We start from the raw sequence: 18,846 nt of genomic DNA, 5'->3' as shown, positions 1-18,846 counted from the left end.
AATGTATAACATAAACTAGTTAAGCATTATTTTATCAATAAATACATAAATTATTTAATTTAATGTGGTTACCACACTGTTTTCAGTGCCAAACACATTGGGCAAGTATTGGTCTGCTTTATAATCGTTTTGCCATTCGTTATTGTTTAACAAATAGCGAAATTGAAAAGAACTACCTTTTGGGAGCCTCACTTTAGTTTTAAAACTTTTTGTTTTCTTATTGAACTTCATTTCAATGGGTTGCCAATTATTGAAATCTGCAACCAAGGCAACCGATAAAACATCACTACGGTTAAATTCAAAAGTAACTTCCGCTTCATCTTTTGTTTTAAAAAATTTTTTAGTTAACATTATTCCTCTCCAGTAATCTTGTTATTTGATCTAAAATGAATAGTAAACAAACCTGAGCATTAAGTATAAACTATGTACATTCTCTACCAAATAATTTGTGTAGTAAAATAACATTTAATAAGGTAGTTATAATATTTATTGTTAATAACAAGGATTAATCCGTGTGGTTTTCATTTCTTTTTTGTTTAAATTACAAAAAATGAAATTTTATTTCATGATGAACAAGGATTACAGATGCATTTAGTTGAAAGGTTAGCTGAGTTAGTCGGGTTTTATTCAAGTTACACTGGCACTTTGGGTGAGCAAGTCTTTGCTAAAGATCAAGCAAGACAAGCATTATTGTCAGCTATGGGTTACCAATTAGATAACCAGTCTCTTATAAACTCTATACAACATTTAGAAAATGCTCAATGGCAAACTATGTTGCCCACATCACATATTGTTAAGCTTGAAGAAGCACAACATTTTATCAAAATAAGTATACCTGTCAGTCTCAATGCAACAACAAACCAAGTAAATATTGATTATAAAATAATCACCGAATTTTCTGAAATAATAACAGAATGTATATCGGTAGATACATTAGATTTAATTGATGAATGCGAGATAAATAATACAAGGTATTGTCAGTATCAACTTCCCTTACCCATACTTAACGCGGGATACCATCAACTTGAAATTACTCATAGTACAAATACAGAAAGCTGCCCATTAATTTATGCACCAAAAACGTGTTATAGCCCTAAAGATGCTAGTAAGAAAAAAGTTTGGGGCTTTACTGCACAATTATATTCATTGAAAAGTATAAATAATTGGGGAATTGGTGATTTTGGTGATCTACATACCTTGGTTGAGCGATCTGCTGAACATGGGGCAGCAACGATTGGTATCAACCCTTTACATCCACTTTACCAAAACAACCCTTCACATATAAGCCCATATTCACCTTCTAGCCGATGTTTTTTAAATCCTCTTTATATTGATGTAACCGCTGCCATTGCACAATTTTCTGCATGCGAAAAAGTTATAAATTTAATGAGTAGTGAAAGTTTTCAACAAAAACTATTACAGACAAAAACATGTAAACACGTGAATTACGTTGATGTTGCAGCACTTAAGTTTGAAGCATTAGCATTACTCTATGAAGACTTTTGTGATAAATACACCAGTCTATATTCAAAACAACACCAAGCTTTTACCCAATTTAAACAAGAACAAGGTGAAAATTTACTTAAATTTGCTACTTTCGACGCTCTGTATGAATATTTTAGATCTATTAATGAGCATGCATATGGTTGGAACGATTGGCCTTTAGCATACCAACAAGAACAAAGCCCTGAAGTTACTCAATTTAAAAACCAATATAAAAATCGTATTGATTATTTTTGTTTTATTCAATGGTTAGCACATTGTCAATTGGCTAATGTAAAACAAGTAGCACACGCTAATAAAATGAAAATTGGCTTGTATTTAGACTTAGCCGTTGGTTGTGATGGGTCAGGTGTCGATGTTTGGTCAGATCAACACTTGTATGTTGCTGGCGCATCAATTGGCGCGCCACCCGACGCAATGAATGCTTTAGGGCAAAATTGGGGATTAACACCAATGAACCCCGTTGCATTAAAAGCGAAAGGTTATCTACCTTTAGTGAATGCTTTACGTAACAATATGCAATATGCAGGTGCACTGCGTATCGACCATATTTTAGGCTTAATGCGTCAATACTGGGTTGCACCCAATATGGCCGCGGACGAAGGTATGTATATTTCGTTTCCATTTGATGAAATACTCAGAATTATCGCGTTGGAATCTCAGCGAAATAAATGCATTGTTATTGGTGAAGATCTAGGTAATGTACCTGATGGTTTTAGTGAAATAATGCACAACGCGGGTTTATTATCTTTTAAAGTTATGTTTTTTGAACGTTGGGAATCGGGCTTATTTAAACGTCCCGGATTATATCCTGAACAATCAGTGGTAACTATTGCTACCCACGACACACCAACATTAACTGGTTGGTGGCAAGGGCGCGACTTACAATGGCGTGAACAACTAAAGCTTTACCCAACAATAGAAGCTGGAGAACACGAGCGAAATAACCGTGCAAGCGAAAGAGCAATGCTTATTGACGCGCTAAATGACATGCAAGTGATTAATATGGCAAAAGCGCCTGTGCAAAATCCAGCAACCATGTCTACCGAATTAAGCGTAGCGGTACAAAAATATTTGGCTGCTTCCCCAAGTCACATTCAATTAATTCCTCTTGAAGATGCAATTGAATGCGAAGAACAAGTAAATATACCGGGTACAATTGACGAACATCCTAATTGGCTACAAAAGCTACCTGTTTCATTAGAAAATTTGTTCGAAACAAACTCTGTTAAAGCTATAGTTAACGCAATGAAACTAGCAAGGCCAAAATAGCTAATGACATTATATAGTTTAAATTAATAATCATTTTCTTTAATAAGTGTAATAGTAATAATTAACATTGATTTAAATCAAACTAAGTTTTCTATTATTTCGTATGCTTATTTTAATTATTCTCCAGATAAATATGAGTACTGTTATGACCCCAGTTAATACAATATTATATGCTACAGATCTAGGCAAACATACACGACCTGCTTTTCGTATGGCGGTAAGTCTTGCTAAACAAAATAACGCGAAAATTCACTTTTTATATGTTATTGAACCAATGAACCCGAACACAGCTGCAATTATTAATTCTTATATGGCAGAAGACACTGTTGAGAGTTTATACCAACGTTCTATTGATGATTTACACAAAAAAATTAAAGAACGCATTGATAAATTTTGCATGGAAGAATTAGATGGAGCAGAATTTCCTGGCGGTAAGCCTGTTGCAGATATTATTGAAGGCTCACCAGCTTCAACAATCATTAAAATAGCCGAAGAGAGAAATGTTGACATGATTGTGATGGGAAGCCATGCCCACAGTGTTTTAAACAACTTGTTTATAGGTTCAGTTGCAGACAAAGTTGTTAATAGATCAACAAAACCCGTGCTACTCGTACCACTTAAAAGCGACTAGGTTTTATTTACTCGGTTTAATAAGCTATTCCCCTACAAAATAGCATTTAACAATTCAATATTAAACCTTTTTAAACGGCATAAATGACAACGCTGTTTGACAGATTTCTGTCATTCTAGCGTTATCATGATATACCCGTTCTATTACTGCTATACCGCGGGTTAAGGCAACTAGATAGCGTGCAGTTGATTGTGCATTTCCTATAAATTGTTGATCTTTTATTGCCTGTTCTAGACGCATTTTAATAATAACTTCTAGGCCATCAAGAAAGCGCGTAAGGCATACATGAATATCAGGGCATTTTTGTGCCGCTTCCATAATTGCACGCGTACTAAAACACCCTTTTTCTTCTTGATCACTGCATAAACGATTTGCAATTGTTTTAAATAATTGAGTAAATGCTTTTTCAGCATCAGAATCCTGTAATTCATCTTCAATAAATTTCAAAAAATTATCTGTATAATAACTAAAAGCTTTGAAGAAAAGCATATTCTTATTCTGGTATGCATTGTATAAACTTCCTCGTTGCACGCCTGTTTCTTTAGCTAAATCAAGCATAGTAGTGGCATTAAAGCCTTTTTTTGAAAATACATTAATAGCAATATTTAATACTTTTTCTTCGTCAAATTTACGTATACCAACCATCGTTTCTCTACTTATTTACATGAGTGGATTTTCATATTTACCTATCTTAACTTATTGTTGACATTACTGTCATTTTTGACATACTTGTCAAGGATGGCATTTACAATATATACTTCACAAATAAGACTGAAATCTTTTGCCTCATATATCAAACCCACTTTAAGCAAACCCACTTTAAGGAAATATTATGCCCATTACTCTTTATGAATTATCAGGCTCAGATCGTAGTCAATTTTTTTCTCCACATTGTTGGAAAACAAAACTCGCGTTAGTACATAAACAACTTCCTTTTAAAACAGAAGCCGTTTGGTTTACTGAAAAAGAAAAATTTGCCATGTCTAAACAATCTTTATTACCTGTAATTTCTGATGGCGAAAGTATCATTAATGACTCCTGGACTATCGCTGAATATTTAGAAGATAAATACGCCGACTCACCACGTTTATTTGCTGATGATGATGTGAAAGAAAAAGCTGATACATTCAATCAATGGGTATCAACTGTGTTGTCTAAACATATTCCAGGCATTCTTATTTTAGAGCTTTATAATTTACTTGCTGAACAAGATAAAGAGTATTTTCGTCAAACAAGGGAAGACCGTCTTGGCACTAGTTTAGAAGCGTTTGCCGCAACACCAGAAAAGCACATTCAAGGGTTACAAAATGAATTGGCTTCAGTAAGAGAAACATTAAGCACACAAAACTATTTGGGTGGTGATGAACCTGATTATCGTGATATTTGTTTACTTGGCACTTTTTTGTGGATCGCTAATTCAAGCACTAAAACCTTCTTAAACAAAGATGACGTGGTATATACTTGGTATCAACGTGCATTAAACGATTATCGTGTGGCTATTCCTAATTCAATTAAATAAAAGCCTAACGTAAAACTAAGATATAAATTGCAAGTCCCTGTTTCAAATATCGTCAACAACTTTTAAAACAGGGTTTACTTCCCTTTATTAAACTTTACAATACAAATTACGCTTTAAAAGCCTTCTTTAACTTAGGTAGTATCAATTGAACAATATTGGTTTAGGCTGTAAAAATTTCACTATCGCTGTATATATAGCAAACAAGCCTAATATGCCTGAATATCAACAGTTAACAAGTATTACGCCATTATCTTCAGACGAAATAAAAGCGATCAATGCCGCCTGCGGCAATGGATGGCGCAAAGTATTTAATGTGTATGCAAAATTGCTTTACGCCCTAGATACAAACAATTTCAACTATTCATCAAACGAAACGACTTGGCAGAAGTACCGTGAAAATTTTTTACTGCAAAAAAGCTCACATACAGCATTGTTATTTTCACCCCCTCAACTTTCAATTAATAAAACCACACTGCATATTATTTGTGGAAAAACCTATGCAAATCAACTAATAGTAAGCAAAAAGTTATCGGCAAATTTAACGTGGCTAGATAATGAATTTGCCATAGATAAAAAAAATAATCTTATTGTTTGTCCCTATTTTGATTACCGACAATTATCCAATAGTAAAATAGAAAGACTCGCCTGTTTACTTGCTTCACTTAAATATAAAACAACTTTATAATTCTCGGGAGGTTTGTTCAGAGGCAATATATTTTCTTGATTCAAACTTAGCTAACCAAATTAACGGGACAATAATTAACACAGAACCAATTGCCAAACTTATATCAGGCGCTTCATCAAACCATAATATTCCTACCGCCACAGCGCCCAATAAACCAGTATATTCAACACTTGAAATTTTGTTTGCTTCTACGGCTCTATAAACAAATACGCAAATACCCGTATAAATTAAAATAAAAACATTAGATCCCGTTGCTGTTACCATTGGATACCAATCCCAAGGTTTATTTTCCCAAAACGCCAACCCTAACGCAGTTGGAATACCAACTAAATTAGTAAGCAGTAACGTTTGAAATACATTATGATGAAGTGGTAGTTTACGGATCAATAAATTATTTGTAGCTATAGTTAACGCAACAATAAGTGCCGCAAATGCTGCCAAATTTATTTGTGTTGGTTTTACAACAACCAAAATACCGATAAAGCCAAAAATAGCGACAAGAACCGAATGAAGGGTTAACTTTTCTTTGTAGAAAACCATTCCTAAAAGCAGCATTAACAAAGGAGCGGTATAAAAAATTGCATTCACTGTTGCCAATGGTAAAGCATTAATAGAGAATACCATAAATATTGCTCCTAATAACCAAACATGCCCCCTGACAAAGTGCCATTTTATACCATAAAACAAACTGTTTTTTCTATTAAACAAGCAAAAAGGCAGTAAAATAAGTACCGCAGTTGTTTGACGAAAGAATACAAATTGATAAACCGCTGTGTCTGGCGACAACGATTTTATCAACGCATCTGAAAAAACAGCAACGATATTGCCCAAAATGAGTAAAATCATTGCTAATCCTACAGTTATTTTTGGCATTTCAACTCCAAATAAAATTAAGAAATTACAACTAAAGATAAATTGATTTACGTTACTACAACGTTAATGCCGCTAGCTTATTTAAGTTTCAATATGATGTATAATGATTAAAATTATTTAAGTATGAGATAAATTAATAATGAAATTACCCCCTTTACGCGCTTTACAATGTTTTGAATCTGTCGCAAGGTTAAATAGCTTTTCAAAAGCGGCTGACAGTTTAAATGTGACTCAAAGCGCGGTAAGCCATCAAGTTAGATTACTAGAAGAATATTTAGGCGAGACAATGTTTCACAGGCAAGGACGATCTTTCTCGTTAACAGACATTGGCGAACACTATTTTGCAGAAATAAGTAATTCACTCGCCGACATTTCCAATGCAAGTCAAACTATTCGTCATGGTAAATCAGGCAGTATCCGTTTAGCTTTATACAGTTCAGTTGCCGTTAACTGGTTAATTCCAAAACTAGAAGATTTCCGAAAACAATACCCTGAGACGGAGTTAACTTTGAATATGGTTGGTGATCAACCTGACTATAATGACCGATTTGCTGATTGCTTTATTACAGTTAACCCACCCAAACGCAACTTTGTTAATCAATTATTATTTACTGAAAAACTCTATCCTGCATGCGGTGAAAAACTTTGGGAGCAAATAAAAAACAAACCGCTTCCTGATACCTTATGGCAACATCCTCTGTTATCAGTACGATACACAAACACACATGAAATAGTAGGTGACGACTGGTTACATTGGTGTGCAAGTGGCGGGTTTGAATTGCCAAATAATGTAAAAATAAATCAATTTAGCCATGTACTGCTTGCCGCTGAAGCGACACGTTATAATTTAGGTATAAGCCTAATTAATAATTACATCGCCATTGACCAAAATCATAAACAAAACATTGTTCGCATACCAATGCATGAGCTTATTACAGGAGATAATTTTTATTTTATTTATAAACAAACACGCGCAAAACAACCTGAAATAATGAAATTAAGCCAGTGGCTAAAACAGCAATGTTTTTCTTTGCAATCTGCTTAGCTTTTAACAACTAGCATATTTTATAGCGTATCAGTTTGTCACTGTGCCTCTAATTAAATAATCAGTTTGACGACGAACACAACATAAAATTTTCAGCTGAAATTTCTGCTAGGTAAATTATATAATCAGTGTTTCCTTATTCGTTCAAAATAACTTTTACCTTCTTACTTGTCCAAAGCACTGGGCTACTATCTCTAATATTATAAGGGTTGATCTTGCTAAACATTTTAGGCTAGGAAACAATTTAAAAATGATTAACCACATGCCACAAGAATCAAAACCGAAAAATTTAGAATAGTTGCCCTTTTTATTTTTTAATAGTTCTCGAATTAAGTTAAAAATAAATGCCAAAAATATCTTATATTATAATAGATATTATTCAGCATTTATAAAACGGTGTTTGGATATGTATTTTAGTTTAATTTATTAACAATAGTTTGGAGCTCTTGAGCTAACTCATCATTCACCAGAATTTGTTTATCTTGATTAAAATTATCAAAAAAGTTTGGTACTGATAATGAACCAACAACACTAGCTGAAAAGAATGGCGCTGAAGTTACTGCTGTATTTAATACATTAGCTGCGCCACCTGGGCCTGGAGAGGTTGCTAAAATTATCATTGGTTTTTCTTGATAAACCTTTTGCACAACTCTTGAAGCCCAATCAAATAGATTTTTGTAAGCAGCAGAATAAGTGCCATTATGTTCAGAATAAGAAATAATCAAAGCATCAGCTTCCGCAATTTTTTGGCAAAAATCTTTTGCTAGTGGGTGTTGACCAATTTCATTTTCTCTATCGATACTAAAAATAGGCATTTCATAATCGTTAATATCTAAAGTTTCAACTTCTGCATTTTCAACTAAACTTGCGGCATAAGTGGCTAATTGCTTATTGATTGAGTTTTTACTGTTGCTGGCACCAAAGGCTAAAATTTTCATTTAAATCTCTCTTCATATCTAAGGATAGGTTGAATACTCTTCTAAGAAGTCGCGTTCACAATTAATTAAATTTTCTATGACGTCATTCTATATAATTTCCAATTAATCATTAATACTGTATTTATGTAAACTTTATTTCCATACAACTATTAATCTTTGTGTTATACGTTTATGCTTCGAAAATAAAATGTAATGGAGCAAGGTAAGAATTAATCATGAATAAAAACCTAAAACTATTTGATGGTGTTGTACTATTTACACAAGTTGTTAATAGCGGTGGGTTTACTGCTGCTTCACTTATTAATGGCCATTCTACGTCATATATCAGTAAAGAAATTAATAAGTTAGAGTCTCGTTTAGGCGTAAGGTTGTTAAGCCGCACAACACGAAAAATAAGCTTAACGCCAGAGGGGCAAGCTTTTTTTCAACAATGTGAGCAAATGATCATAGATGCAGAACAAGCACTAGGCATTATAAATCAAGCCAATACCGAGCCTAAAGGTGTACTTAAAATGAGTTGCCCCATTGGGTATGGTATGACTCACTTACAATCAACTTTAATTGAGTACACGCAGTTATATCCCGATGTAAAACTAGACCTGAATTTTAATGATAGAAAAGTTGATGTGATTCAGGAAGGTTATGATCTAGCTATAAGGGCTACGCAACAGCTTGAAGACTCTACACTTGTATGTAAAAAAATAGCCTCATATAAATCTCATATTGTCGCTACTAAACAATATTTACAGCTAAATGGAACACCAAAAAAACCTGAAGATTTATTAACTCATAAATGCCTTAGCTATAGTAATCTTAAAAGCCCAACTAAATGGAAGTTTGAAACCTTATCGGGAGAACACTCTCAGGTAGATGTACCAGCAACTATTTTATGTAATAACGCAGAAATGGAACTAGCCATGGTATTACAACACAAAGGAATATCTCGTTTACCTGCATTTTATATGGAAAAAGAACTTGAAGAAAAAAAAGTTCTCATTTTGTTTGAAGACTACAAACAAATACCCATCGACATCTATGCCTTATATCCCAGCAGAAAGCACTTATCTCCTAAGGTGAGAACATTTTTAGATTTATTAACAAAAACTAAGTAAAGTTAGTTACATGTTAAAAACACAGACCATTTTATTTTTCGCAGCTCATAAAACTTGTAACTAGCAAGCTCAGCTGCAATTAAATCCCCAATTTCAAGTATTATATTTTCCCTATAGTAGAGGTAATTTCATGGTGTTTAAAATATCAACGAAACGGGCAAGAGATGGTGTCCACGTTGGCTGTTTAGCTGTAACAAAATAAGTGTCTATATTAGCGATTGACGATGGTAATTTGAGATAACCAATTTCAAATCTATCTTGATGAGCTTCAACTGTAGACAAAGGCATAATGGTGTACCCCATACCTGATGCCACACAACCTAATATGCCATCTATGCTACCAAATTCAAAAATACGAGTGGCATTGACTCCGCAAGAGGAAAGCCATTGCTCAATACGTTGACGGTAACTACACCCCTGTCGAAATGAAAGAAAAGCCTTTTCTAATAATTGCTCTGTGGTAGGAAATTTATACAATGTGTTAGGGCCAACAAGTACCAGCTCTTCAGAAAATACTTTTACAAATTGAAAGCGCTTATGCTCGGGTTTTCCAGCAATAAAAATACCATCTACATCACCGTCTATTAAATTTTTTACAAGTTGAGCTGTTGGACCTGTTTCAACAGTAATATCTATTCGAGCATAACGGGCATGAAAAGCCGATAATACAGGAGGTAAACGTAATGCTGTTGTTGTTTCCATTGCACCAATTCGTAAGCGACTAAGCTTACTCTCATCGCCTTTAAATAACTCTAAAACATCATCATGAGATTTGAGTATTTGTTTAGCATAAATGACCAAATCTCTACCTGCTGTGGTTAATCTAGCACCACCTTTACGATGGATCAATTGAGCACCTAACTCTTCTTCTAATTTTTTTATATGAGCTGTCACATTTGATTGAACAGTGTGTTGGCGCTCTGCTGCAGCAACAAAACTTCCAGTCTCTGCTACTTCAATGAAAAGGCGAAGTGATTTTATTTGCATTATTTACGTCTTTATATAAATTTAATATCACAATATATGATATTTAAATTCATTTCAAATCACTTTTATGATTATTAATGGTGTAATACAATAATGTACAGAAATAGTTTTTACTAAAAAAAGCGCATCACAAACGGGTAAATAAGGAAAAATAATGATTAATCTATGTAAAATTCTAGGAATTGAAAAGCCAATAATTCAAGCTCCTATGGCTGGAGTACAAAACTGGGAATTGGCTGTAGCAGTATCACAATGTGGTGGGCTTGGTTCTATTCCTTGTGGGATGCTAACAAAAGAACAGGTTTTATCTGAGATTAAAAATTTTAGAAAACATTCAAATAAAAATTACAACTTAAACTTTTTTTGTCACAAAATGCCTAAAATAGATCATCAGGCACTTCAAGCATGGGAAGAACAGCTTTCACCGTATTACAATTCTTTTTCGGTCAAACCACAGAACAAAAATTATAGCTTAAGAGTTCCTTTTGATACAGGCTTTGCTGATGTATTAGAGCCCCATAGCCCCCCAATACTTAGTTTTCATTATGGCCTTCCATCCCCTGAGCTTGTAACAAGAATTAAATCATGGGGAACGATTGTAATTTCTTCAGCTACGACCAAGCAAGAAGGACTATGGCTAGAAGAAAATGGAGCTGATGTTGTTATTGCACAAGGTTGTGAAGCTGGAGGTCATAGAGGTATGTTTATGACTTCAAACCCCTCAACTCAACTTCCCACATCAGAACTTTTAGTTTGCTTGAAACATGAATTGTCTGTACCTGTTGTTGCTGCGGGAGGTGTAGCTACAAACACGGACATCAAAGAAATGATAAGCCTAGGTGCTTCAGGAGTTCAAATTGGAACCTCTTATTTGTTGTGTGATGAAGTAAAAACAAGTGCTATTTACAGGGAAGCGTTAAAGTCAAAAAGCAGCGTAACCGCTTTGACTAATATATTCTCAGGACGATTAGCAAGAGGTATTACTAATAAAATAATGAAAGAGCTAGACTTTATAGCAAGTAAAGTGCCCGAGTTTCCTTATGCTTCAATAGCGATTAACCCTTTGAGAATAAAGGCTGAATCCCAAAACAAATCAGATTTCACTCCTTTGTGGTCAGGTACTGATAGAAGTGGTTGTAAAGAAATTTCAGCTACAAGATTAACCAATGAGTTATGGGAAGATGGCTTTTAATACTACATTTAATATGTATGGGAAGTCCAGTCGATATCATGAAGGACATCCTACCTTAATATCATTGGTTCGTCTGACGGACGATGCTTACGTTTAGTAAGCACACAAACCAGCTTATTTCGATTAATCAGTGTTGCTATATATCAACCGTTTTTGTGAAGGTTTCTTGTAAATAAACTGATCACGTTTGTTCTATCGATCGTCATTGCAATAATCCTTTATTAAGGTTGGAAATTAAAGTTTAATAAAGGTTCGTGTTTTATTCAATTAAGAATGGATGTCCTAGTTAATTCTCGTTTGCATTGACTTTATCTTGTATTAATTTTTCGGTATGCACAAACAATTCAAAGCCCCCAATATCTCCGTGACCAGGTACAACAATAGTAGCATCCTTATATTTATCTTTTAATTGCTTGGTGATTTTCAACCAAGAATTAATATCTCCATGTGCTATATTACCCACAGACTTAGCGTCAAAAGATCGTATAGCACAGCCACCAAATAAAATTTTTCTTTCCGGGAGCCATACCATTAAGTTATCCATTGCATGCCCTGCTCCTGGAAAAAAGACTTCGAAAGAACCAAATTTAATTAATGAACCTACTTCTTTAAGTTCATTTATAACGTTATCAGGAACAGGAGCTCCTTGTTCAATAGTCAGCTGCTTTGTCAAAGGATGCGAAAAAACTTTAATCCCTTTAGACTCCAAAATATCAACACCAGATGCTCGATCACTATGTGCATGAGTAACTAATGCTTTGGTTACTGGAAGTTTTATTTGTGATTCAATAGCACTCAATAAATTTACAGTTTGTAACTCCCCCCATGCAGTATCAATTAAAGTTAAGCTTTGACCTTCTTTGATGATCAATCCATTTGATGGAAATTTAACACCATTAGGATAAATATAAAAAGATGTATGAAGCCAAACTCCGTCATCTATTTTTGTAATTTGAATATCTGAAGCTGATTTAGATTCAGCCATACTATTAAAGCTAAAAACAATGACTAAGATACTACTTAATATAACTCTGATGTTCATTGAGGCTCCTAGAGCACTAATGCCCTTATTAACTGGCACGTAGGTTGGTACTAATTGAGCCTCCTCCCCAAAGTCTAGCACTAAGCTAAACTTTAAAGCGACTAAACCAAAAGGAGAAGACTCTATGAAATTCTGTACTACTTTACATTAATATTATTGCGGAATCGACTTACATGGCAGAATTCTTTATGTTTGCATTTTTTTGTTCAGCCAAAAGACAGCTAAACAAGACACTATGCCTATTGGCAGGCAGAAGGCACATATGTATTAGTTATACTTTATCGCCAAGCCATTTTTTAACGGGATTAACCCATTCTGAAATTGGCTTAAAGAATGCGCCATGTTCTTTACCTGTACTAATAAATATTTCATTAAATGAGCTTACGTCAGTACTTTGGTTTATCAGGAATTGGCAAGAACCAACCATGTCAGATGTTTCATAAATTGAAAAAACCTTACCATAAACTTTGAAAAGATCTCTATTCTTCATAAAGCTAGCACAGCTAGCTAGAAGAATAAAATTCACATCAGGGTTCTGTAAATTATTAGAAGCTAAAATTGTAATTTCTCCACCACGCGAGAATCCTACAAGTGATATGTTGTGGGGTTTAACGCCAAGAGAAATTAATTTTTTAACGTCATTTGACAATTTTAGACTGAATTTTTTGGGGTTGGTCTTTTCAGGTCTGTGATAAGCAACTAGAGTGTAGCTTTTACTTGATAGAGTCTCTTTAACTTTCGGGAAGTCATATTCCCCCCAACTAGGGTGTATTGGATTAGTATTTTTTCCTTCAACAATTTTTCCATGCGAATAGAATACATATTTGCCATTGGGATCTACTTTGTCTGGGAATTGTTCATAGATTTTTCCAGCATGTACAATCGCAGGAATAAGTAGTGTAAATAGTGCCAGAAGTTTGATACTGAATTTCCTTGTATAGCTAACGAACTTGTAGAATTACCCGTTTTCATATTATTATTTAATAAAATTACTTTAACTGGATTATTTTCGCTTAACAATCAAAAATCTTTACTTTTTACTTTGTTGCGATATGAACTATTGCTGATTGAGGCGATAGATTTGTTCATGCCTTTATTAGCGGTTTGCTCATGCATTGTCTGTAGGACATTAGCAAGCTTGCGTTGTTTCATCATAATGCACTATATTGGTATAGCACGAACGCTTTAGCCGAAAGACAAAATATATAAGAATAATAACATTAGCGCTCAACAAGTGGGTCAAATACTTTGTTTTCACGATGCCCGTAACTCAATGCTCGAGTAATTTCCCATTTATTATTTACATTACGCCAAACCATAACAAAATCAGCTTTTCCTTCACATTTTTTAGTTTTAGTTTCACAAAAAATGTGAACACCTTCAGTGATTGCACCAAACTTGTTAATTGGATAGGCTTTGAAGGAACCTGCTACAAGTGTACGAGTGTAGTTACCGCATGCGTTTTTTTTAGTATTTGAGATCATACTTTTCCGATCCCAAGTAACACCACTGTTATCGTGATAAAACTCTACATCAGGAGAAAAATAACTAGCATGTTTTTCTAACTCTTCAGGGCTCTGACAGTTGTTAAAAGATTCAAAAAGCTCTGTATCAAGAACTTTCATTCTGTCTTCCAAAGAAGCTTCATTAGCCAATGATGGCATTGATAAAAATATAAATAAAAATAGACTTAATTTTTTCATATAACCTCAATTCCGAGTTCAGTGGCTTATTAGGTGCAAATAGGTTAAGTCAGCCATCTAAAGCTGTTCTTTAAAAAATCTTTTGCATTTTGTTCAACAATAACACCGTGTGACATGACAACTATTTTAGGCTCCCAATCAAATATTTTTGATATATGCTTGCGTGCTTGAGATTTACCAAACATAAAGCTTAATCGCCAATCTAGTGGCATTTTTCCATGAGGTGCCAATATACCAACCATTTTCGCGACAAGTCGTTGCCAATAGTTAAAGTCCTTACCAGTGAAGTTTTCTACTAAATCCGTAACTATTAGAACACTTTCAGCACGATGGAAAAACACACATTCTTCCATTAACGGTGAACCCGAAAACAACTCTTGGCTTATTTCTTTAACCCAAGGCCATTCTTGTTCTTCATTCAGCGAAGAATGAAACGTTATATCACTACGTTTTTTAATGACCTCATTTGTTCCATAACAGATTGCTTCTGGATATATTAGTTGCCATTCAGCTAAAAACAAATGATGTAAATGGTTAGGAGCAATTAAATATTTAACTTTTCCCAACTGCTGTATTTGAGCTTGAATAGCTCCTGTTAGTTTAATTGGACTATGGATCCATAACTCGCCATTTGATAACTTAATAACAGTCATTCTAGTGGTAAATGGAAGGCATAAAAAAGATACCGCATCTCCATCAAAAATCCAGATTTTTTCCGCTAAATTTCGCATATATTCCTCCCTTGCGTGGTTCCTAACGAGCTTGTGTAATTACTCGTTTTGAATCCTCAGCCTCTTCTACGTTAAAATCTATAATTGAATTAGGAAAATCTTTAGATGTAAAAACACTAGAACCTCCCTTTTTAGATAAAACTTTAGTATTTACACTTTAACATTTTGTTTTTTGAAGTACCAAATGGCAATAGGTATTTCAATTGCTCCGTACGTAATTAGGGTAAACCAAAACCAATTAACATTAGAAATTAGCAAATTGAATTCATGTCCGCTGCCCCAATAATTCAAACCTACGACCAGCAAGGCAAAACCTGAAGTGAAAATGTCATAAAATGAAATTCTATTAAAACTATTTCCGGCTAACTTAGGGTAAACAGAAAGGTATGCAACTAAAACTATTACTAGACTTAATAATATAATTGATAATTCTGGTGAATTCATCTAGAACAATACTCCTGATACTGCTAACGAGACTGTAGAATTTCTTATTATATTTCAATTCGATCACCATGACTTGGTGGTGTCGATGTTACTGTAAATACTAAGTCCGTTTCGTGTTGGTTGCTTAACTGGTGCCTTGACCCAGCAGGGATATGAATACCCTCATTTGGCTTTACTCTGAAGATTTTTCCCTCAAGTTCCATAGTTGCGATACCAGATAAGATAAAAAAGAATTGTTCTGCTTTGGCGTGGAAATGACGAAGTTCAGAACAACCAGAGGGAACTCTTTCTTGGATTACACTTAGCCTTTCAGACTTTACAAGGTGCCAACCATCACATTCACTGCCCCAAGTATAATGCTCAGCTGATTGATTGTTAATGACTGTCAAGAGTGCTCCTTGAAATATAACAGCTTATTCAACACCATTTTGGTCGTTTATAACACCCAAAAACGGCGTATATCACATGTGTTAACAATTCCATCAAAAAACCTTTTTGTAAACAGTTAATTAAATGCATTATAAAATTAACTTTGTTGTTACACCTTCAAAATGATTCGTGAAAATGTTATTGGACAAAATCATAAATACTGTGTGTACATGGACCCCTCATTTATATCATCTTATCTTTATAAATCACCTATTTTAACAATGATCAAGAATATATGTATGCTCAACGTACTACAAAAGCTTACAATTAATAGAGATTTAAACCCTACTCAAGGTTTAGCGCTACAAACCCATTCTCTTTTTCCATAAACCCTGAAAAGCAAAAAACCCGCCAATCTTTCGGTTAACGGGTTTTTCTTAATGTGGCGGTGAGATAGAACGTCCCACAAGGGTTCTTAGCGTATTATAGAGTCCACGACTACAACATAACTCATTGAAAATAAAGAAGTACCCTTCCATAGCGATCTTTATTGTATTATACTAACAACTGAAAATGACGGTCTTTCTGACGGTCTTTTCAGCAAGCCACACTCACATTGTTAAAATACAGGTAAATATTATGTCACTAACAGACACCGCAGTTAAAAATGCTAAACCAGAAGATAAACCTCGAAAGTTATCAGATGGTGGTGGCTTATATTTACTTATTAAACCTACAGGCTATAAAAGTTGGAAATATGACTTCAGGCTCGATAACACCAGAGGTAGTTATACTATTGGTAACTACCCTGATATTAGCTTAAAAAAAGCTCGTGAAGAACATCGTGAAGCACGTGAACTAGTTGCTATGGGAATCAACCCTAAGCAGATTAAAATACAGCGTAAAGTAAAAGACGAGCTTAAAAACAAACGATTTAGCTTTTACATGAACCAATGGTTAGACAAGCAAGTTTTAGCTAAAGCAACCTACTCTGATTTAAAACAACGTATTGATAAGAACCTTATACCGTATTTAGACGGTAAGTATATCAACGAATACACTACTGCTGACTTGCTTGGTGTAATGCAACGTATCAGTAAACGAGGAGCTAAGGAAACGGCTATTCGTTTAGCGAACATATTAAGGCGAGTATTCAACGAGATATTAATTTTAGGTATCATTGACAATAACCCTGCACAAGGTTTAGCTGAGCTATTACCTAAGCCTGATAGACGTATTGATAATAACTTCGGTCATATAACATCTACAGTAGATTTAAGAGTGTTATTAAACCAAATTGACAGCCCTACGGGCAAACAAGACTTTGCAGTGACTCAAGCATTAAAGTTGATGCCTTTAATATTTCTTCGTCCTTATAACATCAGGTTTTTAAAGTGGGAATATATCAATTTTGATGATCGTATTATCAATATTCCAGCAACTGAGCTTAAGAACAATAAGCCTCTTGATGTACCTTTAGCATATCAAGCTATCGAAATTTTGGAAGATATGAAGGCTGTAACAGGTGATAAAGAATACGTATTTGTTACTAGCAGAAGTAAAGACACGCCATTAAGCGAGAATACAACTACAAGAGCTATTCAACGCTTAATCAACCCAATAACAGGTAAACCGTTTGGCTCTGGTTTTATGACCTCTCACGGCTTTAGACACACAGCAAGTACAATGCTTAATGAATTAGGTTACCATTCAGATATCATTGAATTACAGTTAGCTCATACGAATAAAGATCGTATAAGAGCTACGTATAACAAAGCTCAATGGATGGAAAAGCGTATCAATATGATGCAATCTTGGGCTGACTATCTTGACGGGTTAAAAAGCGAAGGTAATGTTACACCAATAAATAAAAAGGCTTATGTCTAATGACAAATGAAATAATTATTCCTGAACAAATACCTATTAATGTTCTTTTTGAGTTATTGGGTATTTCAAGCATGCAACAACGAGCAAAGCTTGACATTCTGAAGAGGTATTCTCTTGAAAGCGATTTATTATTGAGCACCCATAAAGAAGTAAAAGGATTGCCAATTAATATACCTCTTGGTGATATATATGATGGAAATGAATTCATAGATCATTATGATGCTGAAGAGCAAAATGTTGAAGAGTTTTACTTAATTAAATTCAAATTAAACCATTATTATTTAACGGCAGAAAAAGCAACCACGTGTATTAATTGGTTTAAAGTAAATGGAGAATCATTTCAAGTTGTTAATGATAATAACAATGATGTTGGTGAGCTTTTTATCGACTTATCTAAAGTATTTGTCAAAAGGTCAGATTTCATTAATTTCAAGAAAGAGGTAAGTGATTGCGTATCAGCATCACGACAAGAGGTATTAAAACATTCTCCTCTTGATCAACGATACAAGTTTCTAAATGAATGGACTCAGAGAACCCTACCAGATGTCCCACTTGATCAATTCATAGCTGAATATGATAATGAGCTGACAAAAGAAACATTTTACAATTTACTAAGTCATGAATATAAAAAAAATTATCCTAATGATTCGAATATTTTCACCAGTGGACTTGATGCCTTTTACAAAGACAAGCGTGTTGAAGTAAAGTTTAAAGTCGGAAAACGTAAAAACTGTTAATAAATAGTGGTAACCAAAATACCACTATAAAATAAATTCCTAGTAAACATCTAACCATAAATAGTGGTATTTAACTTTACCACTATACCCATATTTTTTTATTCACAAAGTCCCTTTAAAATTACTTCAACTACTGAGTACATAGGTGTTCAGAGTATATTTATTAAGGTATTAAA

At 34.2% G+C, this 18,846-nt stretch carries 20 protein-coding genes; 9 read left to right on the top strand and 11 right to left on the bottom strand.

Annotated features, from left to right (window positions below; genetic code table 11):
- Window positions 1–54: 54 nt before the first annotated feature.
- Complete coding sequence (locus tag ACE1OF_RS05165) at window positions 55–351, bottom strand: isoamylase early set domain-containing protein (protein WP_448893178.1); 297 nt, start codon at window positions 349–351, stop codon at window positions 55–57.
- A 234-nt stretch (window positions 352–585) separates the two neighbouring features.
- On the opposite strand from ACE1OF_RS05165, the gene malQ reads away from it, so the two are divergent.
- Both malQ and ACE1OF_RS05155 read left to right on the top strand, forming a co-directional pair.
- Window positions 586–2,775 carry a 4-alpha-glucanotransferase gene (gene malQ / locus ACE1OF_RS05160; protein ID WP_448893177.1) on the top strand — a complete coding sequence of 730 codons (2,190 nt, stop codon included), beginning with the start codon at window positions 586–588 and terminating at the stop codon, window positions 2,773–2,775.
- Window positions 2,776–2,920: 145 nt separating this feature from the next.
- Window positions 2,921–3,406, top strand: coding sequence for a universal stress protein (locus tag ACE1OF_RS05155; protein WP_448893176.1), 486 nt, complete (start codon window positions 2,921–2,923; stop codon window positions 3,404–3,406).
- Between the two features lie 60 nt (window positions 3,407–3,466).
- On the opposite strand, the gene ACE1OF_RS05150 is transcribed toward ACE1OF_RS05155, so the two are convergent.
- Window positions 3,467–4,051: a TetR/AcrR family transcriptional regulator gene (locus ACE1OF_RS05150; protein WP_448893175.1), complete on the bottom strand. Its 585-nt coding sequence runs from the start codon at window positions 4,049–4,051 to the stop codon at window positions 3,467–3,469.
- 187 nt (window positions 4,052–4,238) lie between these two features.
- Between ACE1OF_RS05150 and ACE1OF_RS05145 the strand changes: the two genes are divergently transcribed.
- Together ACE1OF_RS05145 and ACE1OF_RS05140 are read left to right on the top strand one after the other, a co-directional pair.
- Entirely contained in the window at window positions 4,239–4,925 is a 687-nt protein-coding gene (locus tag ACE1OF_RS05145) for a glutathione S-transferase N-terminal domain-containing protein (protein WP_448893174.1), read from the top strand.
- 145 nt (window positions 4,926–5,070) lie between these two features.
- On the top strand, window positions 5,071–5,610 hold the full coding sequence (locus tag ACE1OF_RS05140) for a DUF6942 family protein (protein ID WP_448893173.1): 540 nt from the start codon (window positions 5,071–5,073) through the stop codon (window positions 5,608–5,610).
- On the opposite strand, the gene ACE1OF_RS05135 is transcribed toward ACE1OF_RS05140, so the two are convergent.
- Complete coding sequence (locus tag ACE1OF_RS05135; protein WP_448893172.1) at window positions 5,605–6,483, bottom strand: DMT family transporter; 879 nt, start codon at window positions 6,481–6,483, stop codon at window positions 5,605–5,607. The two genes, ACE1OF_RS05140 and ACE1OF_RS05135, sit on opposite strands and share 6 nt — an antisense overlap.
- A gap of 139 nt (window positions 6,484–6,622) precedes the next feature.
- Here ACE1OF_RS05135 and ACE1OF_RS05130 point away from each other — a divergent pair, with 139 nt between their 5' ends.
- Window positions 6,623–7,528, top strand: coding sequence for a LysR substrate-binding domain-containing protein (locus ACE1OF_RS05130; protein WP_448893171.1), 906 nt, complete (start codon window positions 6,623–6,625; stop codon window positions 7,526–7,528).
- A 413-nt stretch (window positions 7,529–7,941) separates the two neighbouring features.
- Here ACE1OF_RS05130 and ACE1OF_RS05125 read toward each other — a convergent pair whose 3' ends face one another.
- Window positions 7,942–8,466: an NADPH-dependent FMN reductase gene (locus ACE1OF_RS05125; protein WP_448893170.1), complete on the bottom strand. Its 525-nt coding sequence runs from the start codon at window positions 8,464–8,466 to the stop codon at window positions 7,942–7,944.
- Between the two features lie 215 nt (window positions 8,467–8,681).
- Here ACE1OF_RS05125 and ACE1OF_RS05120 point away from each other — a divergent pair, with 215 nt between their 5' ends.
- Window positions 8,682–9,578, top strand: coding sequence for a LysR family transcriptional regulator (locus ACE1OF_RS05120; protein ID WP_448893169.1), 897 nt, complete (start codon window positions 8,682–8,684; stop codon window positions 9,576–9,578).
- Window positions 9,579–9,689: 111 nt separating this feature from the next.
- On the opposite strand, the gene ACE1OF_RS05115 is transcribed toward ACE1OF_RS05120, so the two are convergent.
- A complete protein-coding gene (locus ACE1OF_RS05115) occupies window positions 9,690–10,565 on the bottom strand; it encodes a LysR family transcriptional regulator (RefSeq protein WP_448893168.1) in 876 nt (291 codons plus the stop codon).
- A gap of 154 nt (window positions 10,566–10,719) precedes the next feature.
- Here ACE1OF_RS05115 and ACE1OF_RS05110 point away from each other — a divergent pair, with 154 nt between their 5' ends.
- Window positions 10,720–11,757, top strand: a complete 1,038-nt coding sequence (locus tag ACE1OF_RS05110; protein ID WP_448893167.1) for an NAD(P)H-dependent flavin oxidoreductase — start codon at window positions 10,720–10,722, stop codon at window positions 11,755–11,757.
- Between the two features lie 286 nt (window positions 11,758–12,043).
- On the opposite strand, the gene bla is transcribed toward ACE1OF_RS05110, so the two are convergent.
- From bla to ACE1OF_RS05080, 6 genes are all read right to left on the bottom strand, one after another.
- Complete coding sequence (gene bla, locus ACE1OF_RS05105; protein ID WP_448893166.1) at window positions 12,044–12,799, bottom strand: subclass B1 metallo-beta-lactamase; 756 nt, start codon at window positions 12,797–12,799, stop codon at window positions 12,044–12,046.
- Window positions 12,800–13,070: 271 nt separating this feature from the next.
- Window positions 13,071–13,448: a hypothetical protein gene (locus ACE1OF_RS05100; RefSeq protein WP_448893165.1), complete on the bottom strand. Its 378-nt coding sequence runs from the start codon at window positions 13,446–13,448 to the stop codon at window positions 13,071–13,073.
- A gap of 571 nt (window positions 13,449–14,019) precedes the next feature.
- Complete coding sequence (locus tag ACE1OF_RS05095; RefSeq protein WP_448893164.1) at window positions 14,020–14,502, bottom strand: nuclear transport factor 2 family protein; 483 nt, start codon at window positions 14,500–14,502, stop codon at window positions 14,020–14,022.
- 44 nt (window positions 14,503–14,546) lie between these two features.
- Window positions 14,547–15,233 carry a DUF4336 domain-containing protein gene (locus ACE1OF_RS05090; protein WP_448893163.1) on the bottom strand — a complete coding sequence of 229 codons (687 nt, stop codon included), beginning with the start codon at window positions 15,231–15,233 and terminating at the stop codon, window positions 14,547–14,549.
- Between the two features lie 150 nt (window positions 15,234–15,383).
- Entirely contained in the window at window positions 15,384–15,677 is a 294-nt protein-coding gene (locus tag ACE1OF_RS05085) for a hypothetical protein (protein ID WP_448893162.1), read from the bottom strand.
- Window positions 15,678–15,724: 47 nt separating this feature from the next.
- Window positions 15,725–16,066 carry a cupin domain-containing protein gene (locus ACE1OF_RS05080; RefSeq protein ID WP_448893161.1) on the bottom strand — a complete coding sequence of 114 codons (342 nt, stop codon included), beginning with the start codon at window positions 16,064–16,066 and terminating at the stop codon, window positions 15,725–15,727.
- Between the two features lie 619 nt (window positions 16,067–16,685).
- Here ACE1OF_RS05080 and ACE1OF_RS05075 point away from each other — a divergent pair.
- Both ACE1OF_RS05075 and ACE1OF_RS05070 read left to right on the top strand, forming a co-directional pair.
- Complete coding sequence (locus tag ACE1OF_RS05075) at window positions 16,686–17,933, top strand: tyrosine-type recombinase/integrase (protein ID WP_448893160.1); 1,248 nt, start codon at window positions 16,686–16,688, stop codon at window positions 17,931–17,933.
- Window positions 17,933–18,670, top strand: a complete 738-nt coding sequence (locus ACE1OF_RS05070) for a hypothetical protein (protein ID WP_448893159.1) — start codon at window positions 17,933–17,935, stop codon at window positions 18,668–18,670. The genes ACE1OF_RS05075 and ACE1OF_RS05070 overlap by 1 nt, the downstream gene beginning before the upstream one ends.
- Window positions 18,671–18,846: the final 176 nt, after the last annotated feature.

The sequence above is a fragment of the Colwellia sp. E150_009 genome (genome assembly GCF_053543955.1).
Note: the sequence above shows the minus strand (reverse complement) of the source record. Positions and strands in the feature narration are given on the sequence as shown.